The organism is Actinomycetospora termitidis, assembly GCF_030286555.1.
In the GTDB taxonomy this organism is placed as follows: domain Bacteria; phylum Actinomycetota; class Actinomycetes; order Mycobacteriales; family Pseudonocardiaceae; genus Actinomycetospora; species Actinomycetospora termitidis.
Genome location: NZ_JASVWF010000001.1, coordinates 1,431,524 through 1,456,263, shown reverse-complemented (window position 1 = coordinate 1,456,263; position 24,740 = coordinate 1,431,524). Strand labels below are relative to the sequence as shown.

Annotated in this window: 28 protein-coding genes; 15 read left to right on the top strand and 13 right to left on the bottom strand. The window is 75.7% G+C overall.

Going from position 1 to position 24,740, the window contains the following annotated elements:
* Window positions 1-108 precede the first annotated feature (108 nt).
* From QRT03_RS07160 to QRT03_RS07150, 3 genes are all read left to right on the top strand, one after another.
* Window positions 109-411 carry a hypothetical protein gene (locus tag QRT03_RS07160; protein ID WP_286051824.1) on the top strand — a complete coding sequence of 101 codons (303 nt, stop codon included), beginning with the start codon at window positions 109-111 and terminating at the stop codon, window positions 409-411.
* A 76-nt stretch (window positions 412-487) separates the two neighbouring features.
* Window positions 488-643, top strand: a complete 156-nt coding sequence (locus QRT03_RS07155) for a hypothetical protein (protein ID WP_286051823.1) — start codon at window positions 488-490, stop codon at window positions 641-643.
* A 166-nt stretch (window positions 644-809) separates the two neighbouring features.
* Entirely contained in the window at window positions 810-2,612 is a 1,803-nt protein-coding gene (locus QRT03_RS07150) for a hypothetical protein (RefSeq protein WP_286051822.1), read from the top strand.
* 3 nt (window positions 2,613-2,615) lie between these two features.
* Here the strand turns inward: QRT03_RS07150 and QRT03_RS07145 are convergent, their stop codons facing one another.
* Window positions 2,616-3,143, bottom strand: coding sequence for a hypothetical protein (locus tag QRT03_RS07145; protein WP_286051820.1), 528 nt, complete (start codon window positions 3,141-3,143; stop codon window positions 2,616-2,618).
* A gap of 314 nt (window positions 3,144-3,457) precedes the next feature.
* Here QRT03_RS07145 and QRT03_RS07140 point away from each other — a divergent pair, with 314 nt between their 5' ends.
* From QRT03_RS07140 to QRT03_RS07130, 3 genes are all read left to right on the top strand, one after another.
* On the top strand, window positions 3,458-3,661 hold the full coding sequence (locus tag QRT03_RS07140; RefSeq protein ID WP_286051819.1) for a hypothetical protein: 204 nt from the start codon (window positions 3,458-3,460) through the stop codon (window positions 3,659-3,661).
* A 161-nt stretch (window positions 3,662-3,822) separates the two neighbouring features.
* Window positions 3,823-4,134, top strand: coding sequence for a hypothetical protein (locus QRT03_RS07135; protein ID WP_286051818.1), 312 nt, complete (start codon window positions 3,823-3,825; stop codon window positions 4,132-4,134).
* 46 nt (window positions 4,135-4,180) lie between these two features.
* Window positions 4,181-4,342 carry a hypothetical protein gene (locus tag QRT03_RS07130; RefSeq protein WP_286051817.1) on the top strand — a complete coding sequence of 54 codons (162 nt, stop codon included), beginning with the start codon at window positions 4,181-4,183 and terminating at the stop codon, window positions 4,340-4,342.
* Window positions 4,343-4,380: 38 nt separating this feature from the next.
* On the opposite strand, the gene zwf is transcribed toward QRT03_RS07130, so the two are convergent.
* Together zwf and QRT03_RS07120 are read right to left on the bottom strand one after the other, a co-directional pair.
* Window positions 4,381-5,877: a glucose-6-phosphate dehydrogenase gene (zwf, locus tag QRT03_RS07125; protein ID WP_286051816.1), complete on the bottom strand. Its 1,497-nt coding sequence runs from the start codon at window positions 5,875-5,877 to the stop codon at window positions 4,381-4,383.
* A gap of 70 nt (window positions 5,878-5,947) precedes the next feature.
* Window positions 5,948-7,183 carry an erythromycin esterase family protein gene (locus QRT03_RS07120; protein WP_286051815.1) on the bottom strand — a complete coding sequence of 412 codons (1,236 nt, stop codon included), beginning with the start codon at window positions 7,181-7,183 and terminating at the stop codon, window positions 5,948-5,950.
* Window positions 7,184-7,445: 262 nt separating this feature from the next.
* Here QRT03_RS07120 and QRT03_RS07115 point away from each other — a divergent pair, with 262 nt between their 5' ends.
* The 3 genes from QRT03_RS07115 (at window position 7,446) to QRT03_RS07105 (ending at window position 10,304) form a co-directional block, all read left to right on the top strand.
* The gene (locus QRT03_RS07115; RefSeq protein ID WP_286051814.1) at window positions 7,446-7,727 is read left to right on the top strand and encodes a hypothetical protein; all 282 of its coding nucleotides are present in this window, start codon (window positions 7,446-7,448) and stop codon (window positions 7,725-7,727) included.
* A 79-nt stretch (window positions 7,728-7,806) separates the two neighbouring features.
* Complete coding sequence (locus tag QRT03_RS07110) at window positions 7,807-9,276, top strand: DUF2235 domain-containing protein (RefSeq protein ID WP_286051813.1); 1,470 nt, start codon at window positions 7,807-7,809, stop codon at window positions 9,274-9,276.
* On the top strand, window positions 9,273-10,304 hold the full coding sequence (locus tag QRT03_RS07105; RefSeq protein WP_286051812.1) for an endonuclease/exonuclease/phosphatase family protein: 1,032 nt from the start codon (window positions 9,273-9,275) through the stop codon (window positions 10,302-10,304). The genes QRT03_RS07110 and QRT03_RS07105 overlap by 4 nt, the downstream gene beginning before the upstream one ends.
* 7 nt (window positions 10,305-10,311) lie before the next feature.
* Here QRT03_RS07105 and QRT03_RS07100 read toward each other — a convergent pair whose 3' ends face one another.
* From QRT03_RS07100 to QRT03_RS07090, 3 genes are all read right to left on the bottom strand, one after another.
* Window positions 10,312-11,130, bottom strand: a complete 819-nt coding sequence (locus QRT03_RS07100; protein ID WP_286051811.1) for an SCO4651 family lipoprotein — start codon at window positions 11,128-11,130, stop codon at window positions 10,312-10,314.
* Window positions 11,131-11,146: 16 nt separating this feature from the next.
* The gene (locus tag QRT03_RS07095) at window positions 11,147-12,409 is read right to left on the bottom strand and encodes a hypothetical protein (protein ID WP_286051810.1); all 1,263 of its coding nucleotides are present in this window, start codon (window positions 12,407-12,409) and stop codon (window positions 11,147-11,149) included.
* Between the two features lie 163 nt (window positions 12,410-12,572).
* The gene (locus QRT03_RS07090; RefSeq protein WP_286051809.1) at window positions 12,573-13,358 is read right to left on the bottom strand and encodes a hypothetical protein; all 786 of its coding nucleotides are present in this window, start codon (window positions 13,356-13,358) and stop codon (window positions 12,573-12,575) included.
* Between the two features lie 141 nt (window positions 13,359-13,499).
* Here QRT03_RS07090 and QRT03_RS07085 point away from each other — a divergent pair, with 141 nt between their 5' ends.
* The gene (locus QRT03_RS07085; protein ID WP_286051807.1) at window positions 13,500-14,555 is read left to right on the top strand and encodes an endonuclease/exonuclease/phosphatase family protein; all 1,056 of its coding nucleotides are present in this window, start codon (window positions 13,500-13,502) and stop codon (window positions 14,553-14,555) included.
* Between the two features lie 65 nt (window positions 14,556-14,620).
* Window positions 14,621-15,604 carry a twin-arginine translocase subunit TatC gene (gene tatC / locus QRT03_RS07080; RefSeq protein ID WP_425604800.1) on the top strand — a complete coding sequence of 328 codons (984 nt, stop codon included), beginning with the start codon at window positions 14,621-14,623 and terminating at the stop codon, window positions 15,602-15,604.
* 10 nt (window positions 15,605-15,614) lie between these two features.
* On the opposite strand, the gene QRT03_RS07075 is transcribed toward tatC, so the two are convergent.
* The 4 genes from QRT03_RS07075 to QRT03_RS07060 form a co-directional block, all read right to left on the bottom strand.
* Window positions 15,615-15,944, bottom strand: a complete 330-nt coding sequence (locus QRT03_RS07075) for a hypothetical protein (RefSeq protein ID WP_286051804.1) — start codon at window positions 15,942-15,944, stop codon at window positions 15,615-15,617.
* 157 nt (window positions 15,945-16,101) lie between these two features.
* Window positions 16,102-16,827, bottom strand: coding sequence for a DUF1990 family protein (locus QRT03_RS07070; RefSeq protein WP_286051803.1), 726 nt, complete (start codon window positions 16,825-16,827; stop codon window positions 16,102-16,104).
* A gap of 71 nt (window positions 16,828-16,898) precedes the next feature.
* On the bottom strand, window positions 16,899-17,378 hold the full coding sequence (locus tag QRT03_RS07065; RefSeq protein ID WP_286051802.1) for an SRPBCC family protein: 480 nt from the start codon (window positions 17,376-17,378) through the stop codon (window positions 16,899-16,901).
* Between the two features lie 99 nt (window positions 17,379-17,477).
* Window positions 17,478-19,046, bottom strand: a complete 1,569-nt coding sequence (locus QRT03_RS07060; RefSeq protein WP_286051801.1) for a class I adenylate-forming enzyme family protein — start codon at window positions 19,044-19,046, stop codon at window positions 17,478-17,480.
* 135 nt (window positions 19,047-19,181) lie between these two features.
* On the opposite strand from QRT03_RS07060, the gene QRT03_RS07055 reads away from it, so the two are divergent.
* Together QRT03_RS07055 and QRT03_RS07050 are read left to right on the top strand one after the other, a co-directional pair.
* On the top strand, window positions 19,182-19,820 hold the full coding sequence (locus QRT03_RS07055; protein WP_286051800.1) for a TetR/AcrR family transcriptional regulator: 639 nt from the start codon (window positions 19,182-19,184) through the stop codon (window positions 19,818-19,820).
* Window positions 19,807-20,676: an adenylate/guanylate cyclase domain-containing protein gene (locus tag QRT03_RS07050; RefSeq protein ID WP_286051799.1), complete on the top strand. Its 870-nt coding sequence runs from the start codon at window positions 19,807-19,809 to the stop codon at window positions 20,674-20,676. The genes QRT03_RS07055 and QRT03_RS07050 overlap by 14 nt, the downstream gene beginning before the upstream one ends.
* Window positions 20,677-20,801: 125 nt before the next feature.
* Here the strand turns inward: QRT03_RS07050 and QRT03_RS07045 are convergent, their stop codons facing one another.
* On the bottom strand, window positions 20,802-21,218 hold the full coding sequence (locus QRT03_RS07045; protein ID WP_286051798.1) for a DUF2000 domain-containing protein: 417 nt from the start codon (window positions 21,216-21,218) through the stop codon (window positions 20,802-20,804).
* A gap of 50 nt (window positions 21,219-21,268) precedes the next feature.
* Here QRT03_RS07045 and QRT03_RS07040 point away from each other — a divergent pair, with 50 nt between their 5' ends.
* Complete coding sequence (locus QRT03_RS07040; protein ID WP_286051797.1) at window positions 21,269-22,072, top strand: helix-turn-helix domain-containing protein; 804 nt, start codon at window positions 21,269-21,271, stop codon at window positions 22,070-22,072.
* Here QRT03_RS07040 and QRT03_RS07035 read toward each other — a convergent pair.
* The gene (locus QRT03_RS07035; RefSeq protein ID WP_286051796.1) at window positions 22,038-23,117 is read right to left on the bottom strand and encodes a serine hydrolase domain-containing protein; all 1,080 of its coding nucleotides are present in this window, start codon (window positions 23,115-23,117) and stop codon (window positions 22,038-22,040) included. The genes QRT03_RS07040 and QRT03_RS07035 overlap by 35 nt on opposite strands.
* Before the next feature lie 180 nt (window positions 23,118-23,297).
* Between QRT03_RS07035 and QRT03_RS32145 the strand changes: the two genes are divergently transcribed.
* Entirely contained in the window at window positions 23,298-24,026 is a 729-nt protein-coding gene (locus tag QRT03_RS32145; protein ID WP_425604787.1) for a GbsR/MarR family transcriptional regulator, read from the top strand.
* Here the strand turns inward: QRT03_RS32145 and QRT03_RS07020 are convergent.
* Entirely contained in the window at window positions 23,989-24,666 is a 678-nt protein-coding gene (locus QRT03_RS07020; protein WP_286051795.1) for a TetR/AcrR family transcriptional regulator, read from the bottom strand. The two genes, QRT03_RS32145 and QRT03_RS07020, sit on opposite strands and share 38 nt — an antisense overlap.
* Between the last annotated feature and the right edge of the window lie 74 nt (window positions 24,667-24,740).

Below are 24,740 nucleotides of genomic sequence, written 5' to 3'. Positions count from 1 at the left end.
CTGCCGAATCGGGTCACTGCTAGTGACGAGGCCAGGGAATCCACTCTCCGGAGACACGGAGGGTCGCCCAGACGATCACTGGCCGTAGCTTGAAAGGAGCTGGACGTCATGGGAGACCGGTTCGCCAGCCACCCCCTCACCGACCTCGACCACCGCGACCCGGTCGGTCCCGGGGACGGGCCCGACGGCGAGCACGACTGGATCGAGGCCCTGGCCGCACTGGACGAGTGCGACGGCTACGTCGTGCTCATGGTCGACCCGCAGACCTCGGAGGTGGACGCGCACGGCCCGTACGGCGGGCCGGAGGCGGCCGTCGCCGCCGACGCGCTGCGGTCCTCGCTCACCGCGGAGGGTCTCGACGACGTGGCCGTACGCATCGTGCGCCTGCACCTGCCCGCCCGCGCCGCCTGAGCACGACACGCGGCGCGGACGGGTGAGGTGCGGGCCACCGCGAAACGTTCCGGACCTCGCCGACGACGAGCAGGGCATGGTTGGTGACCACGCCTCGTACCGGCTCCCCGCCCAGGTCGGCCGGGAGTCCGCGGGTGAGCAGCGGCTCGAGGCCGCCGCCCGCGTCCGCCACCTCGTCGCCTCGATGGTGCCCGCACAGCGGTGCTCCCCGGGCGGGCCGCGCACGCGCTGACCCGGCCGGACGTGACCCCTGCTGTGACCCTGGCCATGTCGACCGTCCGGCGGAACTCGCGCGGCCACGCGGCCTTGACGCTTCCTCATCGCCACGGCGCCGGGTAGAACACCGGCGTCGACGACCCGTGTGGGTGTCGAGACCGACGGGCGGGGGTGTCGAGGCGATGACCACGACGAGCCGCCGACGCGCCCTGCACGACCCGGCCGCCACCGAGCCCCTCCCGCGCCTGCGCGAGGTCGACCTCGTGGCCCTCGGCGTCCACCGGCCGCTGCCCGCTCCACCGGCCGGACGCGAGGCCGACCACCGGATCGAGACCGCCGTCGGCGGCGACGTGCCGGTGGTCGTCGTGGCCGCCCCGCGCCTGTCCGGCGCGACCCTCGCCCTCGCCCGCGCCGCCCGCCTGCTCCTCGGCGACCACCGCGTCGTCCGGCCCGACCCGGCCTCGCTCGCGGGGTCCGCGCCGCTGTCCGGGCCCGCGGATCCCGGCCTGCTCGACGCCCTGGCCGACCATCCCGACGACGGGTCGGTGATCTGGCTCGACGGTGTCGGCCCGGCGCTGCTGGCCGCCCTGCTCGTCGCCCGCCCACCGGCCGGGGTGCGCATCCTCGCGACCGTCGACGAGGCCCTGCTCCACCCGGACGTCACACCGGTGCAGCCGGGTGCCGGCGTGACCCTGCTGCGCCTGTCCGACGGGCTCCCCGGGGGCCCCGCGGTCGACCTGTCCGCGGCGCGCGGGCTGCTCCTCGGCCGCGGTGGCACCACTCCCCGCTTCGGGCTGCCCGGGCGCCGGGTCCCCGCTCCGGCCCGCGCCGCCGTCCTGCGCGCCGCCGTGGACTGGAGCCGCCTCGGGGTGCCGCACGCCCTCCCCACACCGCTGCTCGCCCGCCTCGCGCTCGCCTACGCCCGCGCGATGCCCGACACGACCACCACGCCGGGCGTGGAGGACCTGACCCGGGCGGTGGAGGAGCTCGTCGCGCCGGGCGGGAAGGGGCGGCCGGCCCCGCCGTTGCGGCGTCTGCGCCTGCCCGAGGGCGTGCACCACGTCCCCGACCCGTTGTTGACCGCCGCCGCCGACCGGCTGGGCCGCGAGGGCTGGGAGCCGCCGGACCGGCTCCGCGAGGTGGTGGGCGACCTGCTCGGCACCGCCGCGGACCGGGCGGACCGGCGCACCGTCGGCGTGCTCGCCGTGACCCGCGGGTTCGACGACCTCGCCGCCGCCCTCCTGCGCCCGCCCACGGCGCCCGACGCCCCCCGGGCCCTCGAACCCACCGAGACCTACCGCCTCGGGATCGCCTCCCTGCAGGCCGGACGCGCCGCCGAGGGTCGGCGGTGGTTCGCGGCGGTCCTCGCCGCCACGCCCGACGACGGGTCCCGCCGCGAGCTCCGGGCCCGGGCCGCGTTCTGGCTCGGGCTCGACCGGGACGCCGACCCGGCCGACCGGCGCGGCCACCTCGAGCTCGTCGTCCGCGACGGTCCGCCCCGCGACGCCTCGGACGCGGCCCTGCTGCTCGCGGGCCTGGAACGCGACGCGGGCCGCTTCGACGCCCAGCGCGGGTGCCTGCGGGCCGCCGTCGCCGCCGCGCGGACGGCCGCCGACGTCGGTCGGCAGGCCGAGGCCACGCTCGACCTCGCCCACCTCGACCGCCACAGCGGCCGGCTCGCGGAGGCCCGGGCGGGCTACGAGCGGGTCGGCGAGCTGGTCGACCCCGACGAGCCGGCGGGACTGACCGCGGCCCGGGCGCTGGCGGAGCTGGACGCCGGCGACGGTTCCGAGGACGCCGAGAAGAGCGAGGACACCGACGACGAGCCCCCGGCCGGCTTCGTCCCCGACCCGCTGCCCGAGCAGCGCGCCGGTTCCGACGGGCCGCCCCTCCCCCGGGACGGCGGGACCGGTGGCTCCGGCGGTTCCGCGGGCCCCGCCGAGCGCCCGACGGTCCCGCCGCGCACCCCGAGCAGCCCGGGCTGAGCGTCAGGCGGGCGTCACGACCGGCGTGGTCGCCGGACGGGGCGACGGGACCGCACCCGTCGTCGGGAAGAGATCGGTGGGCAGGGCGGGGAGCGGGGCGAAGACCGACCCGCCGAACAGTCCGTGGCCGGTGCCGGCCGTCGCGAGCAGCGCGTCCTGCGCGTACCGCGGCAGGGCCGTGACGTCCGCACCGCCGGCCGCCGTCTCGTCGAGGACCCGCTGCGGCCAGGAGCGCGACGAACCGCCGACCACCGGGACGCCGCCCCGCGCGCCGGCGCAGCGCGCCCGCAGCGCGGTGAAGGCCTCGCCGGGGAGGGCGTCGCGGGCGGCGTCGAGGAACGCCGCACCGAGGTGGTCGTGCAGCACGGCCACGTTGTGCGCGGTCGCCGGGAAACCGGCCCGGGCGAGGAGGGTGGGCGCGTAGCCGGGCGAGAGCCGCGGGGCGACGGGCGCGGACGTCGGCCCGGCGCGCAGCACGACCGCGATCACGACGAGCGTGATGACGACGACGGCGGTGATCCCCACGATCATGATCTGGCCCCCTCGACCCGGGTGCGGTGTGCGGCCTCGGTGCCGCCACTGCGTGTGACGAGGTCGTCGTCCGCCGAGACGGTGTCGTTACGAGATCGCGACCCGCTTCCCCCGGACGGACGTACCCGGACGACCGGTCTACGTGACACGACCGAGGACGCCGTGACCTGATCGTGATGCAGTTGGCCGCAACCACCCGGACTCTCACCCGGTCGGCCTAGTGCTGCGGAGGTCGGAAGCCCTATCTTGATCCCGCACCGCTCGGGGCCGACGCCGACCCCCGCTCCCCGCTGCCGCCCTCCGAGGAGTCCCCGATGTCCTTCGCCAGCAACGCCCTGCTCGCCGCCGGCTCGTCCGTCGCCGCCTGGCTCACCGCGCCGCTGGTCAGTGCCGCCGTCCACGGCACCACCGACCAGCGCACGCTGGCGTCGTGGAAGGACGAGACCGGGCCGATCCCGCTGCCGCGTCTCGACGACCGGCCCGACGGCGGGTTCGACGCCCCCGCCCGCCACGCCTGATCACCGCCACCATCACCCCTCCGCGCACCGCGACCCGACCGGGTCGCCCCGGGTGAGCGGCGCGCGGCACCGGACGTGACCGGATCGGCGGAACCAGCTCGGACGGGTGGCGGGCGATGGAGAGGGAGACCCGCCTCCCCGAGCCCAGGACGTGATCGCCGATGTCCCGTACCAGTGGTCGTCACCAGCGTTCCCACCTCGAGCGGGAACGCAGCGAGGCGCGACTGCGGCTGGCCCGGGTGGAACGCGCCCAGCGACGGGCGGAGCAGGTCGGCGCGACGACGCCGGTCGAGGGCACGCCAGCGCAGCGCAGCGAGGCGGGGCACCGGCTCGTCATCGACAACGCGGTGGCGCGCCGTGACCCGCTCACCCGCCCGATCCCGGCCGCCCCGGCCCTGCCGGACGCGCGCCGTGCCCCGTCCGCGCCCCTCCCCGTGCACCGGAGGCGCCCGGAGGCCGTCGGGGTGCTGTGAGCCGCTCGGGCGCGTGCTCCGGTCGTTCCGGGGGAACCCGTCCGGTGTGATCGATCCAGAGGACCGCACCCCCGAGGACGCGACGACCGACCCCGCGGATCCCCCTGCCCACGCCGGCGCCGACGACGACGCCGACCCCGCCTTCGACATCGACCTCGAGCCGGAGGACCAGGGCACGGCCGACGCCGCCGCGGAACCGTCCGGCTGAGCGGACCGGGCCGGGGCGGTGCCCCGGCCCGGTCGGCGTCAGGTCTGCTTCTCCCGCCAGGCCCGCTCGAACGGCAGCCGCCACGCGTTCGGGGCGATGAGCTGGTGGATCGCGTTCGGGCCCCAGGACCCCGTGGGGTAGGGCTTGACCGGCGGCGGGTCGGTGAGCAGCGGCTGCGAGCGGTCCCAGAGCGACTCGATGCCCTCGGCCGTCGTGAACAGGGTGTGGTCCCCCCGCATCGCGTCGAGGATCAGCCGCTCGTAGGCCTCCAGGACGTCGCCCGCCTCGCCGGTCTCCTGGGTCGAGAACTGCATCGACAGCTTCTGCAGGCGCATGCCCGGTCCGGGCCGCTTGCCGTAGAAGGACAGCGACACGCGCGACGAGTCGGCCAGGTCGAACGTCAGGTGGTCCGGGCCCTGGGTGCCGACGCCCGAGCCCTGCGGGAACATCGTGCGCGGCGCCTCCTTGAACGCGATCGAGATGATCCGCTGCCCCTCTGCGAGCTTCTTGCCCGTGCGCAGGTAGAACGGCACGCCCGCCCAGCGCCAGTTGTCCAGGCCCACGCGCAGGGCGATGAAGGTCTCCGTGTCGGAGTCCCGGGCCACGCCGGGCTCGTCGCGGTAGCCGCCGTACTGGCCGCGGACGACGTCCGACGGGTGGATCGGCAGCAGCGACCGGAAGACCTTGTTCTTCTCCTCGCTGATCGCGCGCGGCTCGAGGGCGGTCGGCGGCTCCATCGCCACGAAGGCCATCACCTGCATGAGGTGGGTGACCACCATGTCCTTGAACGCGCCGGTCGCCTCGTAGAAGCTCGCGCGCTGGTCGAGCCCGAGCGACTCCGGGACGTCGATCTGCACGTGGTCGATGAAGTTGCGGTTCCAGATCGGCTCGAACAGGCCGTTGGCGAACCGGAACGCGAGGACGTTCTGGGCCGCCTCCTTGCCCAGGAAGTGGTCGATGCGGAACACCTGGGACTCGTCGAAGACCTGGTGCACGAAGTCGTTGAGCTGGACCGCCGAGGGCAGGTCGTAGCCGAAGGGCTTCTCCATGACGACGCGCGCCCCGCCGACGAGGTCGGCGTCGCGGAGCATCGCGATGACGGCCTGCGCCGCCTTCGGCGGGACGGAGAGGTAGTGCAGCATCCGCACGCCGTCGCCGAGGGCCGCCGCGGCCTCCTTCACCGCCGACGCGAGCGCCTCGGGGCCCTCGCCCTGCGGGACGTAGGTCAGCTTCTCCGCGAAGTCCTGCCACTCGGACTCGGCGAGGCGGTGCATCCCGAAGTTCTGCACCGCGTCGTGGGTGAGGGCACGGAAGTCGTCCGTGCCGAGGTCCTCCATCGCGGTCCCGACGATGCGGATGTCGGGTGCGAGCTCGGACTCCGACAGGTACGCCAGACCCGGCAGCAGCTTGCGCTTCGCCAGGTCGCCCGTGCACCCGAACAGCACGATGACGTGCGGCGCGATCGGGTCGAGGTCCCGGCGGAACGGGCGCGACCCGGGTCCGGGATAGGCGATGTCGGAATTGCGTTCGGACAACGGAGCCTCCCGCTCGTCGAGTGCCGGGAGGACCGTAGCCCGCTTCGGTGACGGGCGGGTGTCGTGGAGTTCAGCGGATCCAGGCGGGATGCACGCGCGGGACGAGGGCGAGGGCGTCGTACTCCCGCGCCGGTACGACGGGGATCCGTTCCCGCAGCTGACCCGAGTCGACGACGCTGCCGATCCGGCGCGTCGTGGTCGGGGTCGCGGCCCAGTCGGCGAGCTCCCCGGACGCGCCCCGCAGGTCCACGAGGCGGCTGTCGGTCGCGCCCACGGCGTCCTGTACCTGCGCCTCGGCGGTCCCCGCCAGCGCCGGGAGCTTGTGGGTGGAGGGCCGGACGCGGATCGGGCGCAGCAGACGCCGGCGGACCGCGGACGCGCTCCCCTCGACGAACAACCCGCCCACCGCGTAGTACCCGGCGCCGAGCCGGCTGCGCAGGTGCCGGCCCGCGGTCGTCGGGTCGCCGACCCGCACGAGGTCGTCGTGGCCCCAGAACACGGCGGCCGGCCGGCCCGTCGCCCCGTCGGCCGCGCGGGCCACCGCCTCGGCCGCGAGCCGCGCCCGCAGCACCGGGGCGCTGGTGTCCGAGAGCTGCTCGGCCTCCTCCGCCGTCGGGAACGGCCGTCCGCGGGGCGCGGCGGCGACCTCGGCGGCCCGCGCCAGGATCCACGCGTGGTCGAGCGCCTCGGCGTAGCGGTCGGGCGAGCTCTCCGCGACCAGCCGGGCCCGGGCGCCCACCATCTCCTGGTGCAGCCCCACCACGGCGTCGCGCTCGTGGGCCTTGAGGGGGCGCTCGTCGGGTTCACGGTCGAGCAGCTCCGCGAGCGCGTCCCGCGCCGCCGGCAGGAGGTCCGGGGCCACCGCGCGGAGGTAGGCGCCGAGCACCTTCACCGAACGCGCGGGCCGCACCGGGTCCGCGCCGACCACCCGCACCCGGTCGTCCGGGTCCACCATCTCGTTGCGGTCCCGCAGCCAGGAGACGAGGTCGACCACCTCGCGGGTGTCGTACTCCCACCCGCCGAGCGATGCGACCGCCTCGCCCGGCACCCCGACCCCGCGCGCGGCGGCGTCCAGCCCTGTCGCCCCGCCCTCGCTCGCCCCGATCACCACGACCCGGACCCCGAGCTCGTCGACGGCCCACTCGAGGACCCGCCGCCCCAGTTCGAGCAGCTCACGGGCACCGTGGGCGGCGGCCCCCACGCCGAGGACCTGCACGTCGCGCAACGCCGGGCGCCAGGCGTCGAGCCCGACGGCGTCGACGGGTACCGCCCGGGCGGCGAGCTCGTCGGCGACCCCGTCGTCCATGGCCGCACCCTACGGACCGGCCGTTCCTTCCCGACGGCGGGTGTGCGGGCCCTCCCGCGCGAGTGCGCCACCACGCAGGCCGGACGGCCCCGGAGACCTGCGCCACGTCGACCTCGCGGACCCGGCGCGCCGGCCCGAGCCTCATCACTCGCTCGGGTGACATTACTCCAAGTGGACTAACGGCTACCCGGAGTGGCACGACATCCACGGTGAGCGCTCCGTGACCGCGGGGCGCGCCGAAGAGTTCTTGGGGGTACTCACCATGTCGAAGCCCGCGACCGGAGCCGCTGCCGCCGTCGCCGCGCTGGGTGCGTGGCTCGCCGTGCCCATGGTCACCATGCGCCGCAAGGGCACGCTGGACGAGCAGCAGATCGCCGCGATCCGCGGCGAGGCCCGCATCGACTACTCCGACGCCGAGGCCCGGCACCAGGCCGCCGTCCGCCGCGCCCGGGTCCGCGAGGCCCAGGTCCGCGCCGCCACGGCCGCCATCCCCGAGCAGCGGTCCGCCGAGGACCTGCCGCGCCGCTCCCCGCTGACCTGGTGAGCCACTGACCTCGTGAGCCACTGACCTGGTGAGCCGCGCGGCGAGGTCCACGGCACACCTCCGCTAACCTCCCGCGTCGATGGCCGACACCGCGCGACGTCTCGTGGTCTGCTGCGACGGCACCTGGGACTCGCCGTCGGACCGCACCAACGTCTCCCTGCTCGCCGAGGCCCTGACCGACGACGCGGAGCAGGTCGTGCGGTACTTCCCGGGGGTCGGGGCCACGGGCGACCCGATCTCCCGGCTGCTCGGCGGCGCCCTAGGTCTCGGCCTCAACGCGCGGGTCCGGGAGGCGTACTCCTGGCTCGCCGACACCTGGCGCCCGGGCGACCGCATCGTGCTGCTGGGCTTCTCCCGCGGCGCCTTCACCGTCCGCAGCCTCGCCGGCATGCTCGCCGCGACCGGGCTGGTGGCCTTCGCCCCGGGCACCTCGCGCCGCGAGCGCAACCGCGTCGTGCGGCGGCTCTTCCTCGACGGGTACCAGCGCGGGGAGCGCCTGGACGACCTCTCCTACGCCCCCGGCTTCGGTCCCGACGACACCGCGCCGATCGCCTTCCTCGGGGTCTTCGACACCGTCGGCGCCCTGGGTGTGCCCCGCACCTTCGGCCTGCTCTCCTCCCTGGTCGGCCGCGGGGTGCAGGGCTTCCACGACCTCACCCTCGCCCCGGACGTCCGGCACGCCCGGCAGGCCCTCGCGCTGGACGAGCGGCGCGGCCCGTTCGTGCCCGCGGTCTGGGTGACGCCGGCGCCGGAGGCGCACGACTCGTTCCGCCAGCTCTGGTTCGTGGGGACCCACGGCGACGTCGGCGGCTCCCACGACCGTCCGCGCGCCCTGTCCGACATCACCCTGCGCTGGATGGCCGACGAGGCCACGGGCGCGGTCGGTCTCTCGTGGGACCGCCCGGTGACGGCCGACGGCGACCCGTTCGGTCCGCTGGAGACGGAGCCGACCGGACCGTGGGCCGTGCTCTCCCCGCAGCCGCGCTCCGTGCCGCACGTCGTCGAGGGCGCCCCCGACGTGCACCCCTCCGCGGTCATCCGCCGCGCGGGCGGCGACTACCGACCCGGCCGCGTCGTCGCGGACACGGCGACCAGCACGCCGGTGCCCGCCGACGAGGCCTGGGCCGAGACCGGCCTCTACCTCGAGGCGGGCCGGTACGTCCTGACGGCGTCCGGGCGCTGGACCGACCATGGGGCGGCCACCGCGCCGAGCGGGTTCCGGCACTGGCCGGCGCGCGCGTGGCCGGACTACGCCCTCGGCGCGGCCCTGGACGGCGTCCGTCGCCTCGTGCGGCGCACCACCAGCCGGGTCGCGGAGATCCCCGGCGCGCCCCGCGACGGCGACGCGCGCCGGATGGCGATGATCGCCGCCGTCGCGAACGCACGCCTGGACCCGGACGGCGCGATCACCCGCGGGACCAGCGCCGCCGTCGGGGACGAGGTGCTCGAGGTGCCGCGGCCCGGGTACCTCTACGCGTTCGCGAACGACTCCTGGCTCGGGCAGGGCGGGAACTCCGGGGCGGCGACGCTGACCGTGGGCCGCGCGTGACCCGGTCCGACCTCGACGGCTCCGGCGACCCCGCCGACCCCGCCACCGGGCCCGTCGCCGTGCGGCGGCGGCGCCTCCCGCGGGCCTCCCGGCTCGCGGCCGGCCTCGTCGTCGTGATCGCCGTCGGCCTCCTGCTGGTCCCGGACTCCCTCGGGCTCGACCAGAGCCTGCCCTTCGTCGGGTTCGTGCTGGTCCGGACCCCCGCGACGCTCGCGGTCGTCGTCCTGGGGCTGCTCGCGCTCGCGGTCCGGGCCCGGTGGTGGCCGACGATCGTGCCGGTCCTGCTGATCGCGGGCGTCTCCACCGCGGCCCTCGTGCCGCGCCTGATCCCGGACGGGCCCGCGCCCGACCCGGGACCGGACATCATCGTCATGGTCCAGAACGTCGACCGCGGCAGCGCGGACGTCCCGGCCCTGGCCGCGGTGCTGCGCGAGCGCCGGCCCGACGTCGTCGTGCTGCCCGAGGCCGGCGAGCCGTTCCGCACGCGGCTGACCGCCGCGATCGGCGAGCTGGGCTACCGGTCGTGGTCGTCGGTGCCGCCGAGCGAGGCCGACGCGCAGGGGACGACCGTCCTCGCCCGCCCGTCGCTCGGCGACGTCGTCGTCCGTCCGGTGCCGGCCCGCTTCCCGTGGCTCGAGGTCACCGGCGGCGCGCTCGGGTCGACCCGCCTCGTCGGGGCGCACCTCGCCTCGCCGGTCCCCGGCCTGATCGACGTGTGGCCGGTCGAGCTCGCCTCGCTCGCCCGGTGGTGCGCGCCCGGCGCCGGACCCGCCGTCGTCGTCGGGGACCTCAACGGCACCGCCGACCTCCGCGCCTTCCGCGCCGGGACCGCGGGGTGCACCGACGCGGGGGACGCCGCCGGCAAGGGTCTGCTCGCCACCTGGCCCCAGGCGCTGCCCCGGTGGCTCGGCGCGCAGCTGGACCACGTGCTCGTCTCGGGCGGCGTCGGGGTGGACGGGTTCGACGTGGTCGAGGTGCCGGGCACCGATCACCGCGGCGTGCTGGTGACGGTGCACGCCCGGCCGTGAGGGCCCCTCAGCCCGCGGGGAGCAGCGCGCTCAGGTCGGCGACCTCCTCCGCGGGTGGCGGCACGACGGCGGGCGCGCCCCCGACCTGCGTGAACGTCAGGCTGGTCGTCGCCGAGGTCGGGCCCGTGGGCGCGCCCGGCTGCGGCGGGACGGTCACCGTCTGGGCGACCTTCGCGAGCGTCCCGTCCGGGGTCAGCCACAGGTCCACGGGCAGGGTCGAGGTGCCGAGCTGGGCCTTCAGGCGGTCCAGGGCGGGCCGCGTCGCCGGGTCCTGCGCGCCGGGGACGCGGTCGAGGTCCACGACCCCGGCGTAGTGCGTCGCCGGCTTCCCGTCGACGGGCTCGGGGCCGACCTCACGGACGTCGTCGCGGAGCGCGCCGAGGTAGGCGAGCTGGCGGGCCGGGTTCTGTGAGGTCCCGACGCCGAGCGCCCCCAGCGACGCCCCGTAGCTGGACCGGGCGAGGCGTTCGACGTCCACCGACACCCACTGCTTCCCGCCCGCGAGCATCCCGATCAGGCCCGCGGCCGCGGGCGGGAGCTGCGCGTCGAGGCGGCCGCCGGAGAACACCACCCGCACGTCGCCCAGGGACGGCACCTGCAGGTCCAGGTCGGCGGCCTGGCCCGCGGGGTCGAGGACCCCCGACCCCTGCAGCGGGATCCGCTGACCGGCCGCCGCCGTCTCGCCCGCGACCGTCACCCGGGACGGGCCCGCCGCCGCGGTCGCGACGATCGCGGCGCGCACCGTCGTCACCGGGCTGACCGGGAGCCCCGTGCCGCAGCCGGCGAGCACGGCGAGCAGCAGCACGGGGAGGAGGCGGCGGGTCACGCCCTCATGGTGACCGTCAGCGCCAGCGGTGCGTGCGGCGGCCCTTGACCGTGGTGGCCAGCTGCCGCTGCCACAGGGCCCAGGTCTCCGGGTCGAGGGTGGTACTGCCCGTTCCCGACGACGGGTCGGTGCGGGTCGGGTCGGTGCGGGTCGGGCCCGTACGTGGGTGCGACCCCGTCGAGGAGCCGGTGGCCGCGGACCGCGCCGCCGCGGCCACCGGGACCGGACCGGAGCCGGTCCGTGGGTGCGACCCGGTGGTCGGCCCGGGGCCCGACGGGTGGGCGCCGGTCGTGGGCTGCGACCCCGTCGAGGAGCCGGACCCGGTCGCCACCGGCACCGGCCCGGATGGGTGCTGCCGCGGGATCGGTGCCGAGGGGTGCCCGGCGGGCAGCGGTGGCGGCGGCACCACGTGCGGCCGTTCCCGGGCGGGCTGCGGCTCGGCGGCGGCCACGACCGGACGCGGGCCGGTGTCCGCGCGCGGGCGCTCCGCCGGACGCCCGAAGGACATTCCCGACGTCGAGGGGTGCGCGACGCGCAGGGTGCGCTCGGCCCGCGCCTCGGCCGGGGAGAACCAGTCGACGACCGGGGTCCAGGGCCACCACCGGTGCGCGGCGCGGGTCCGGACGAAGCCCAGGCCCATGATCAGGCCGAAGATGAGGTGGCCGATCAGGGAGAGCGTGATCGTCGTCGGCGTCAGCGGGAACATCATCGTCTGGCCGCGCGGGGCGAGCCAGACCGTCCCGATGAGGCCGGCCCAGACGGGGAAGACCGCGAACCCGACCGACGCCGCGACGACCACCGAGGCCGGGCGCTTGTGCAGACCGAGGAAGGCGGCGCCGACGAAGAACGTCACGCCGATCCCGCCGCCGTCCCCGAGGTAGCGCCACAGGTACCCGACCCACGCCCCGGCGGAGGTCGAGGCCCCGTTCCCGACGATCCAGGTGCCCATGGTCGGGATGAAGTCGGCCCACCAGCCGAGCATGTAGACGGTGTCCAGGCGGAACACGTCGTACAGCGCGCAGGCGATGATCCCCCAGACGAAGCCGTGCAGGATGACGCGGTCCTCGGGGTGCGGGTCGAACATCGACAGCGCGATGATCGTCGTCGCGAGCGGGATGACCAGCAACGCGGCCGACCAGTTCATGGTGATCAGCCCGAACACGTGCGCCGAGATCGCGAGCAGCGGCAACGCGGCGAGCAGCACGTGCAGGCCGACCCGCAGGAGGCCCTGCCGGGTCACGGGCACCGGGGGGAGCGCAGCACCGTCCGTCGTCTTCACGGCGCAGGAAGTTAGAGCCCGCCGTGACCCGTTCGTGTCCAATCTGAGAGCACCCGGAGACCGACGCGACCACGGGAGGTCATCACGCGCTCACCGGTCGGGGCCCTCGTCCGTCCGGCCCAATCGAGCCCCGGAGGAGCCGACGGACCGGCCGCAGCGCCTCTCAGGTGACCGGTTGGCGATCGCCGAGCGGTCGGTCCGTATCGGCCGCCCCGCCGACGTCGCGGCAGATCTCCTCGATCCACAGGGCGGTCTTCGTGCGGTGCCCGTCGGCGACCGCGATGTCGTGGTCGGCGAGGAAGCGGGCCAGGGCGACGGCGGCCCGCGGGGCGTCCGCCGGTCGGCACTTGACCGAGACCTCGCGCAGCTCGCGCCCGCTCGGGTAGTGGCAGTGCTCGAGGAACGCCCGGCCGACCGCGAAGCGGGCCCGCGGCACGCGGTAGCGGTGCGTGGTGAGCGGGCCGTGCAGCACGAGCTCGTCGATCACCGTCTCCGGCACGCCCTCTCCCAGCAGCGTGCACAACCAGCGCCGCTGGGCGTCGGAGAGCAGGCGGCGCAGGGGCGCATCGGCGTCCAGGCAGGCCGCCGCGGTCTCCGGGTCGACCACACCGCGCAGCTCGGTGGTGCGCAGCAGGCTGCCCGGGAGCACGTCCAGCTCGACCCGGGCCTCCCGTGGGCCCCGCCGGCCGTTCAGCCGGCCGCGGTCGCGCACGCGGACCACGAGCTCGTCGCGGCGCGTGCCCCGGCGGCGGACCCGCAGGTGCACGCCCGCACGGCAGAGCGTGAGGTCGGGGGTGTCGAGCAGGTAGACCCGCCGCGCGCCGCGGCGACGACCCGACTCCGTGGGGACCGGCGCGCCGTCGAGCGCGAGCAGCATCTTCAGCTCCACCGAATCGGCGTCGCTGTCGACGACCCCGGACCAGTCGATGCCCTCCGGAAGCGGGAACACCTGAGCCGCAGCCCGTCGATCGCCCACCGTGTCGTGTCCCCCTCGTCCGTAAGACCCAGTGGTACCCGATCGACGTCCGCTTCACCACGTCCTCCGCTGCACCGCACCGTCACCCGACACGCGTTCCCTACGCTGGATCGGATGTCCGCGACCGCGCCGCCCGCTCCCGACGACGGGTCGGCGTGGAGCTCCCGCCCGGCGAGCGCGCCGTGGCACCGGGCGCGAGCGCTCCCCCGCGCGCGCCGTTCCCGACGCGTGCTCGCCGCGGTCGTCGCGGCCGTGGTCGCGGTCCTCGTCCTCCTGCCCGACCTCGTCGGCCTCGACCGCGTCCTCCCGTTCGCGGTCTTCGCGGCGCTGCGCCTGCCGCTGGCCGTGGTCACCTGGGTGGCCGGGGTGGGGCTGCTCGCCCTGCGTCCGCGCTGGTGGCCGGCGCTCGCCGCGGTGCTCGCGGTCGCGGTCGTGGCGGTCGCGGTGGTGCTCCCCCGGGCGGTCCCGGAGCCGGGGCCGCCGCCGGGCGGCACGGACCTCGCCGTGCTGGAGCTGAACTCGTTCGAGGGCAAGGCCGACCCGGCCGCGATCGCGGCGACGGCGACGGCGGCCCGTGCGGACCTCGTCGTGCTCCCCGAGGCCGGGGAGCGGATGCGGCGCTCGCTCGCCGCGCTCCTGCCGGGCTGGCGGACCTGGACGAACGTCCCCGCCTCCGCCGCGGAGGTCCGCGGCATCGTCGTCGCGAGCGCGCCGCGGGCGGGCGACGTGACCGCCCGGCGCGTCGACGCCGACACCCGCTACCCGTGGGCCGAGGTCACGGGCGGCGTCCTCGGCCCGACGCGGCTGGTCGCGGTGCACCTGGTGTCCCCGGTGCCGCGGTGGATCGGCCACTGGCCAGGAGAGCTGGAGATGCTGCAGCGCTGGTGCGCCGCGCCCGGCCCGGCGCTCGTCGTCGGCGACCTGAACGCCTCCCCCGACCACTCCACCTTCCGCTCCGGCACGGCGGGCTGCGTGGACGCGGGCTCCGCGACCGGCGGCTCGCTCGTCGGCACCTGGTACTCCGGGGTGCCACGGTGGCTCGGCACCCAGATCGACCACGTCCTCACCCGGGCCGCCCCGGACGGCTCCGGACCGCGGGCGCGGTCCACCGAGGTCCTCGACCTGCCGGGGTCCGACCACCGCGCACTCCTGGTCCACCTGCGCTTGTAGCTCCCGGGTCACCCGGGGTACACACGGCGTCCGTAGGCTGATCAGCCGTGGCACGACCGTCGTGGATGCGGGTCCCCCGCTGGCTGCGCCCGCGCACGGGCAACCCCGACGGCACGATGACGCTGCTCGAGCACATCCACGAGCTCCGTCGTCGGCTGATGATCGGGGTCATCGCGATCGTCCTGGGGACGATCGTCGGCGTCCTCTGGTACCAGTTCCACGTCTTCGGGCTGCCGTCGCTGGGTGAGTTGCTGACCGAGCCGTACTGCGCGCTGCCGCCCGGGGCCCGCCTGACCCTCGGCGACCCGACGCGCTGCCAGCTCGTCGCCTTCGCGCCGTTCGAGCAGCTCACGCTGCTGATCAAGGTCGGCGTGGCCGCCGGGGTGGTGCTGTCCAGCCCGGTCTGGCTCTCCCAGCTCTGGGGCTTCATCACGCCGGGCCTGCACGCCCACGAGCGGAAGTTCGCCCGGGTCTTCATCGGGACCGGGACCGTGCTGTTCGTCGGCGGGGCCGTGATGGCCTACCTGGTCCTGACGAAGGCCCTGTACTTCCTGGTCACGGTCGGCGGCGGCATCCAGATCACCGCGCTGCGCGGCGACGACTACTTCAGCCTGCTGATCACGCTGCTGGTCATCTTCGGCGTGAGCTTCGAGCTCCCGCTGCTGATGATCATGCTCAACCGGGTCGGCATCTTCCCGTACGCGAAGATCAAGGCCTGGCGCCGCGGGCTGATCTTCGCGATCTTCGTGTTCGCCGCCGTCGTCACGCCCGGGCAGGACCCGTTCTCGATGCTCGCCCTCGGGGTCTCGCTGACGGTGCTGTTCGAGATCGCCGCGCAGGTCTGCCGGATCCACGACCGACGGGCGGCGAAGGCCTCGCCGTGGGCGGACCTCGACGACGACGAGGCGGGCCCGTCCCCGGTGGCCGGCGGCCCGGAGCGGGCGAGCACCGTGAGCGCGTCCGCGCCGGTCGCGGCCAGTGCGCTGGACCCGGGCGCGAGCCGACCCGCGCCGTCGTCGGGACGTCCGGACTTCGACGACGTGACCTGAGCCCGCGTCCTCAGGCCGCGTGCGCGTGACGCGGCCGGACGGGCCGCCCGCGCAGGTCGCGGTGCCCGCCGACCAGCCCGCACCAGGTGCAGTCGTCCGCGGCGTGCGGGCGCGGGGCGGGCAGCACCAGGTCGAGGCCGGCATCGGCGGACGTGGTGGCGGGTGCGATCCCCGCGACGGAACCCCGGTGACGGCGCCAGGCCCAGCGGGCGAGCAGCGTGAGCCCGCACACGACCAGGGCGACGATCGCCAGCCACTTGAGCAGCAGGACGGCGCACAGCGCGATCACCACGCCGATGACGCCACCCGGGACGGGGATGCGGGCTCGACCGGAGGACACCCGATCGAGGCTAGGTCCGCCCCGCCGTCACCCCGCGCAGGCGCGCCGGTCGTCCGGATGCTGATCATGGAACGACGACGGCCCCGGTGAACCGCGAGGTCGGGGGTCCCGCGGCCCGCCGGGGCCACCCGTTGATTCGTCCGCGAGGCTCCCGGCGTTACCCGGCGGCCGAGAAATCCTCCGCGACCTCGTCGGTCCACTCCACGGAGCGGGTCACGACCTCGACGCCGCCCTCGGGCGTGCCGCCCGCCAGCTCCGCCGCCCGCACGCAGCAGTGGACCCAGAGCTGGAACTGGAGGTTCTTCGCGACGCGGAGGCGGTTGTACATCAGGTCGGCCAGCAGGTCCCCCGCGCGGGCCCACGTGGTGATGCTGAACTGGAGCGCGGGCTCCCCGCCCTCCTCGTCCCCGGCACCCTCGGCCGCGAACTCGATCTGACCGGCCTCCACGTGACCCTCGAGGGTGGCGAGCCGGAACGACGAGCGCCGTGTCTCGTCGGTGCGGTCGACCACGCGGACGGGCCCGTCCCAGGGCCCGGGGATCCGGACCACGTACTCGTCGCCGACGGTCAGCGCGTGGGCGGACCCGGTGACGCGGTCGAAGCGGGCGGCCCCCGGGATCATCGCGGCGTTGATGTCCGCGACCAGCACCGCGACGAGCTCACGCGGGCCGAGCCGGGCGTCGGGCACGTGGACGGTGAAGACCCGGTGCAGCATCGGACCGTGCCCGGCGGACAGGGGCTGGTCCCGCGGGCCGGACGACGGCAGCGCCGGCGGGGCGTCCGTGACCGGGTCCCCGGGCTCCTCGCGGTGGTTGACCCGCACGCCCGGCAGGCCCCAGATCCGGCCGAGCGCGAGGAGTGCGCGGGGCGCGGACGTGAGCATCCGCGCTTCGCGGACGACCTGACGGGGACCGGGGACGATGTGCACGCCCCGGGATACCCGCAACCCGCGGGTCAGGACCCGTGACGTGCGCCGGGCGCCGAGGCCGCGGGCGCCGCCGGGGCGCACTGCCCGGCCTCGCACCGGCGTCGAAGCCCGTCGAACAGCTCCTCGAGGTGCGCCGAGGAGGTGGCGGCCGTCATCGCCCCCACCGCGCCGCCGACCCAGCCGGACCGGTCCAGGTCGACCGTCACGTCCGTGCCGCGACCCTCGACGGAGCGCCCCATCCGGACCCGCAGCCGCGACGCCGACCCGAGACCGCCGCCCTCCCAGGTGAAACCCCGGTGCGGACGGAGCTCCGTGACGCGCCACGTCCGGTCGGGCAGGCCGCGCTGGCGGACCCGCATGCCGCCGCCGACCACGAGCGGGCCGCCGTCGAACACCTCCACCGCGCGCAGCGAGGACGACCACTCGGGCCAGCGCGCGACGTCGGTGAGCACAGCCCACACGTAGTCCGGGCATGCGCCGATGCGCACCTCGAGGTGCTGGTGCACGCGGGGCCTCCTCGTCGTGGTCCGCCGTCCGCCCGAGCGTAGAGACCGTCCCCGTCCGATCGGAACGGCCGCCCCGGTGGCGCGACTCACCACGCGGGGTCAGATGCGCTGCTCCCGTCCGTCCCAGTACGCGTCGCGGAGGTTCCGCTTGAGGATCTTCCCGGCGCCGGACTTGGGGAGCGGGTCGTCGGTCAGGCTCACCGACCGCGGCACCTTGTAGCCCGCGATCGTCAGCCGGCAGTGCGCGGTCAGCTCGTCCGCCGTCACCGTGGCCCGGACCTGGACCGTCGCGTGCACGGCCTCGCCGAAGCGCTCGTCGGGGATGCCGAAGACCGCCGCCTCCACCACCGCCGGGTGCGAGTACAGCGCGTTCTCGACCTCCGCCGAGTACACGTTCTCCCCGCCCGACACGATCATGTCCTTCGCGCGGTCGACGAGGAACAGGTAGCCGGCGTCGTCGAGGTAGCCCAGGTCCCCCGAGCGGAACCATCCGCCGTCGAGGACCTTCGCGGTCTCCTCCGGCTTGTTCCAGTAGCCCGGGGTCACGTTCGCCCCGCGGATCGCCACCTCCCCGACCTGCCCGGCGGGCAGCGGCCCGCGCTCGACCGGGTCCTCGACGCGCACCTCCACGCCCACGGCGGGCCGCCCGCACGACATCGCGCGCGGCGAGTCGAGGCGCAGCTGCTCGTCGGGGTGCAGCGTGACGATCGGCGAGGTCTCGGTCAGGCCGTAGATGTGCAGCATCGACGCGTCGGGGAAGGTCGCGTGGGTGCGCCGCAGCAGTTCGCGGGCGGCGGGTGACGAGCCGTGGGACAGCCAGCGCAGCGACGACACGTCGCGCGGGCGCTCCCGTTGCTCGACGGCGAGCGCGTCCATCATCGTCGGGACGACGAGCGTGGCGGTGACGCGTTCGTGCTCGACGACGTCCAGCACCCCCGCCGGGGTGAACGCCGGGACGATCACCTGCGTCCCGGCCGCCCAGATCGTGGCCAGGGTGCCGATGGTGCCCGCCGCGTGGAACATCGGCGCCACGACCATGAACCGGGTGTCCCCGGTGAACGGCCAGCACGCCATGAAGTGGAAGGCGTTCGCGACGAGGTTCCCGTGGGTCAGCATGACGCCCTTGGCCGCCCCGGTGGTGCCGCCGGTGTAGAAGATGCCGGCGAGGTCGTGCTCGGAGGGGGCGTCCGCGCCGTCGGGGAGGTCGACCTCGTCGGCCTCGGCGAGCAGCCGGTCGTACTCCGACTCCAGGTCCACGACCCGGACCTCCGCGTCGAGCCCGGCCACGTCCCGGTCGGTCACCAGGACGCGGGCGCCGGAGTCCGCGATCGCGTAGCAGCGCTCCGGGTCGGAGTGCCGGGTGTTGAGCGGGACGATCACCAGGCCCGCCGCGGGGACCGCGAGGTAGAGCTCGAGGTAGCGGTGGCCGTTCGCCCCCAGGACGGCGACGCGGTCACCGCGGCGCAGGCCCAGCCCGGCGAGGGCCCCGACCAGGCGCCGCACCCGGACGCCGAGCTCGGCGTAGGTGAGCTCCACCCCGGAGCAGACCACCGCGGTCGCGCCCGGGGCCACGGCGAGGGCCCGGGCCAGCGGCGCGCCGATCGTGCGGGTCGCGTTGCGGGCATCGCCGGCGGGCGCGAGGTGCGGCGTCGCCTCGGTCGTCGTCATGGCCTCTCCGGGGAGTGCGAGGTGCCGAACGATCGTTCGGTCGGATGGCCACGGTAGCAGCGCCGCGTGACCACGGACACCTGTCTCGTGGACAGCGTCAACCATGCGGACCCCCGACGCTAGGGTCGCCGCACCATGACCAGTGACGGACGAGGCGAGGGGGCGGGACGAGCCGGTCGTCCCGGGCGCCGCTCGGGCAACCCCGAGCCCTACACGCCGGCCTCCCTGGTGGAGGTCGCGGCGCGGGCGTTCAACGAGCGCGGGTACGACGCGACGAGCATGGAGGACCTGTCCCGCGCCGCCGGGATCACGAAGTCGTCCTTCTACCACCACGTCGCGGGCAAGGAGGCTCTGCTGCGGGCCGCGCTCGACCGCGCGCTGGACGGGCTCTTCGACATCCTCGCCGAGCCGGCCGCGGTCGACGGGGCCCCGCTCGCACGCCTGCGGCACATCGTCCGGCGGCAGGTCGAGGTGCTGGCCACCGAGCTGCCGTACGTGACCCTCCTGCTCCGACTGCGCGGCAACACCGAGACCGAGCGCTGGGCCCTCGACCGGCGCCGCGAGTTCGACCAGACGGTGGCGGGCCTGGTCACCGCAGCCGTCGACGCGGGCGCGGTGCGCCCGGACGTCCATCCCGTGGTCGCGGCCCGCCTGCTCTCGGGCACGGTCAACTCGCTCATCGAGTGGTACCGCCCGGGCCGGGTGCCGCTCGAGGACCTGGTCGACGCGGTCGACCGGCAGGTGTTCGAGGGGTTGCGCCGTGACGACGTCTGAGCCCGCCGAGCCGCCCGACGGGTCCGACCACCCCGTTCCCGACGACGGGTCGGAGCCGGCCGCCACCCGCATGGACCGGCTCCGGGCTGCGGCGGCCCGCGGCGCGACGCGCGCGCAGGAGCTCGACCGGTCCCCGGCGCTGCAACGGGCGGTGAAGCGGCTGCGCGACGCGCTGCCCGGCGACGCCCACTTCGGCGACCCGCTCTCGCTCGGCGGCGCCCGGCACACCGAGGCCGCGGGCCGGGCGATCGTCGGCCTCACCGGGGACCGGCCCGGCGTCACCCGGGAGCTCGGGCTCGGCGGGGTGCAGGTGTGGCAGTCGGTCCTGGAGCGCCTCGGGCGGGGCGGCGGCGAGCACGAGGTGACGCTCGTCTTCACCGACCTCGTCGAGTTCTCCCGCTGGTCGCTCGCGGCGGGGGACGACGAGGTGCTGCGGGTGCTGCGCCAGGTCGGCGAGGCCTGGGAACCGCCCATGACCGAGCGCGCGGGCACCGTCGTGAAGCGGCTCGGCGACGGCCTCATGGTCGCGTTCGCCGATCCGCGGGGCGCCCTCGACGCGGTCGTGGAGGCCCGTCGCCGGCTCGGGCGGCTGCACGTCCCCGGCTGGTCGCCACGGATGCGCGCCGGGCTCCACCTCGGGCGGCCGCGCCGCGTGGGCGGCGACTACCTCGGAGTCGCGGTCAACGTCGCCGCGCGGCTCGGCGACGCGGGCCGGGCGGACGAGATCCTGGCCAGCGGCGAGTTCCTCGGCCGCCTCGACGCGCGCACCGTGACCGCCCGCCGCCGTCGCCGGCTGAACCTCAAGGGCGTGCCGGACGGGCTGGAGGTCTACGGCCTGGAGCCGGCCGACGGGTGAGCCCGCCGTCGACGCGGGCACGCCCGGCACGTGACCCCGGGTCCGACACACCGTCGTGAATCCGATTCCGCCGGAAGCGGATTCCGCGCAGGTGCCGGGGGTCCGGACCCCGACCCGCGGCGTTGTCAGGAACTCATCCGCGCTCCCTTGGTGATCTTGTCGGCGGCGTTGCGCGGCGCGTGCACGGCGACGCCGACCAGGTCCAGCTTCTCCCGCGGCACCGCCGCCACGGCCGCGCGGTTCTCCTCGTCGCCGCCGGTCGCGAACAGGTCCGCGGTGAACACCGGCACGCGCAGTCCCCGGTCGACGGCCCGCCGGTGGGCCGCGCGCACGGTCTCGGCGTCCCCCTCCAGCACGACGACCGGCTGGCGGAACATCGGCGCGTAGGCGGTGCCGTCCGCGTCGGCGTACGGCTCCCCGATCAGCTCCGGGGTCGTCGCGGCGATCCCGCTCGCGAGGAACGCGACGACGTTGCTGCGCTGCCACCCGGCCAGGTCGTCGCGGACGACGATCACGATCTTCGTCTCCCATCGGCTGCTCATGCCGCCCACGATCGCCGTCTGGCGCCTACCGGTTCTTGTACTTTCCTGGGGTGGGTCCGGAGCAGGTGCGGGCGTGGAACCCGGGGGTGCGCGGCATCGAGGAGGTGTTCCACGCCCGGTTCGTCGAGCACGCCTACCCGCTGCACACCCACTCCACCTGGACGCTGCTGGTCGTCGACGACGGCGCGGTCCGCTACGACCTCGACCGCAGCGAGCACGGCGCGCTCGGCCGGGCGGTGACGCTGCTGCCGCCCGGGGTGGCGCACGACGGCCGATCGGCCACGGCCGGCGGCTTCCGCAAGCGCGTGCTCTACCTGTCCGACTTCCCGGACTCCCTCGTGGGGCGTGCCGTCGACTCCCCCGCCGTCGTCGACGACGCCCTGCACGACGCGGTCGACCGGCTGCACCACGTCCTCGAGCGGCCCGGCGACGAGCTGTCGGCGAGCTCCGGGCTCGCCCTGGTGACCGACCGGCTCGCCACGCACCTCGGCGGAGGCGTTCCCGACGACGGCCCGGTGCGGGACCCGCGCACGGCCGGCGGCCTGCGGGACCTGCTCGACGCCCACGTCGTCGACGGCCTCACGCTCGACGACGCGGCGGCCCGGCTGCACGTCACGGCGAACCACCTGGTCAAGGCGTTCTCCACCGAGTTCGGGCTGCCGCCGCACCGGTACCTGGTGGGACGGCGGGTCGAGCTCGCCCGGGGGCTGCTGCTGGCCGGTGTGCCGGCAGCGCGGGCGGCGGTCGAGTCCGGTTTCCACGACCAGGCGCACCTGACGCGGCACTTCCGGCGGCTGCTCGGCGTGCCGCCCGGGGGCTTCACGCGGAGCGCCCGCCGCAGAACACCTCGGTGACCAGTCCCTGCGTGAACGCCTCGAACGCCGTGCTCTGCGCGCCCAGGTCGAGGTCCGCCTCGCCGCAGGTCACCGACCCCGTCAGCGTCCGGGCCCCGTCGAGGCTGCTGACCATCAGGGTCGCCCGGCCCCAGAAGTTGCCGTGGTGGTGGACCACGGTGCCGCCGCAGCGCGTGGGCGCCACGAACAGCCCGAGCCCGTAGCCCGACGCCGGGTGCGGGGTGCGCATCGCGGCGACGAGGCGATCCGGGAGGAGCGCGCCGGACATCAGCCCGGAGACGAAGGCGTGCAGGTCCGCCGTCGTCGAGATCATGTCGCCGGCGGCCGAGATCCAGGTGGGGTCGGACACCGTGGTGTCGGCCGTGCGCCAGGTGTCGCCGTCGAGGTACCGGTAGTAGCCGTGGGCGTGCGGCCCGGGGATCTCCGGCGAGGTCTCCGGCAGCACCGTGTCGGTCAGGCGCAGCGGCTCGAGCACGTGCCGGCGCATCGCGTCGGGGAAGGGGCTCCCGGTCGCCTGCTCGACGAGCAGCCGGGCCAGGACGTAGTTCGTGTTGGAGTAGCTCCACGACGTCCCCGGGGCGAAGCGCAGTGGCCGCGCCAGGGAGTCGCGCACGAGGTCCTCCGGGGCGGACACGCGCTCCCGGCGCGCCACCCACTCCGGCCCCAGGCCCGGGACGGCGCCCGGGGTGAACGTGCCGTCCGCGTCGTACTCACCGGTGTGGTTGAACACCCCGCTGGTGTGCTGCAGCAGCATGCGCACCGTGATCCGCGGGTCGGGGGCGAGCGCGGGCAGGTGGTCGGACACCGCTCCGTCCAGCTCGAGCGCCCCGTCGGCGACGAGGCGCAGGACGAGGGCCGCGGTGAACGTCTTGGCGGTGCTGCCGATGCGGAACCGACCGTCGACCGGCGGCGGCACGTCGCTGCCGCGCTCCCGCGACCCCACGGTGAGGACCCGTTCGTCGGTGCCCTCGTGCACTCGGAGCTGGACCCCCATCGCAACCCCGTCGTCGACGAGCGTCCGCATCAGTGCTTCCAGGCCGGCCATGGCGCACTCCTCTCGTTTCGATCCTGCGAAACGCTAGGCCGCGACGGCCGGTGCAACGACGTCCTCGTTGCTTCTTACCTATATCGACACTGCTCACAGGGCCGATAATGTTGCGCGAGGAGTGAAGGCAACGCAACGAGGTCGTTGCACCCGCCGAGAATCGAACGGTAGCGTGGGCTCGTGCCGGGCGGCAGGTTGACCGAACGCGAGCGCGGGCGGATCGAGGCCGGGCTCCGGGACGACCGGCCCTACGCCGAGATCGCCCGCACCCTCGGCCGCCCGACGTCGACCGTGACGCGCGAGGTCGCCCGGCACGGCGGGGCCGCCGCCTACCGCGCCGACCTGGCCCACCTCGCATCCGGCGCCCGCCCTCGGCGGCGGCACGCTCCGACGTCCCACCCGGTCCCGGTCACGGGGGACGCGGCCCTCCGCGCGTATCGCGAGCGGTTCGCCGCCGTGTTCGCCGCGGCGGGCCTGCCGCGGACGGCGTCCCGGGTGCTCGCGAACCTCTACACCGCCGGCGCCGGCGGTCTCACGGCGGCCGAGCTCGCCCGCGACCTGTCGGTCAGCCCGGCGTCGATCTCCAAGGCCGTCACGCTGCTCGAGCGGCAGAGCCAGATCCGGCGGGAGCGCGACGGGCACCGTCGGGACCGCTACCTCGTCGACGATGACGTCCTGTACCGGTCGGCGACGGCGAGCGCGCGGGCGACGGCCCACCTGGGCGCGCTCGCCCGGGAGGGCCTCGACGTCCTCGGCGCCGACACGGCGGCCGGCGCTCGCCTCGCGGCGACCGCGGCGGGCGCCGAGCTCGTCGCCGACCGGATCGCCCGCGCCGCCGAGGAGGCGCGCGAACTCCTGCGCGCGGCCGCCGTCAGGACCCCGACGTCACCCGGCCGAGCCATTCGGTGAGCAGGCCGCGCTCGGCGGTCGTGAACCCGTCGAGGTCGTCCACGCAGGCCCGCAGGGTCACCGCCGCGGCGACCGGGCCGGTGCCGGACGGGGCCTCGTCCGTCGTGATCGCCGCGACGACGGCCTCGCGCGCGGCGTCCGCGAGCCCGGGATCCCGCTTCTCCGGCGGGACCGCGATCAGCGAGAACGCCGCCCCCGAGCCCGCGGAGTGCAGCAGGCCGACGGCCCGACCCTCCGGCACCGCCAGCCGGCCGGCGACGGCGATGCGGTGCACCAGGGCCGCGAGCTCCGCGAAGGCGGCGCGGGCGGCGGGCGAGTACCCGCCGGCCTGCGGCCGCGCGTACATCAGCCGGTAGAGCGCGGGCCGTTCCAGCGCGAGCCCGACGTGCAGGTCCCACCCGGTCCGGAGGTCGGCGACCGGGTCGTCCGTCGGCTCGCGCACGGTCTTCTCGGCGAGGTAGCTCTCGAAGCCGTGGGTGACGACGGCATCCAGCAGACCCTGCTTGTCGCCGAACAGCCGGTAGATCGTCGGCGCCTGGACCCCGGCCGCGGCGCTGACCGCCCGCGTGGACACCGCGTCCTCCCCACCGTCCTCGAGCAGGCGGGCCGCGGCGGCGACGATCCGGACTCGGGGTTCCACGAGTATCGACGGTAACAGCTTCGCGTTAGCGGTCGCTCGTTTCCGGTGCTAGCGTTCAACTGCTACCACTGGAA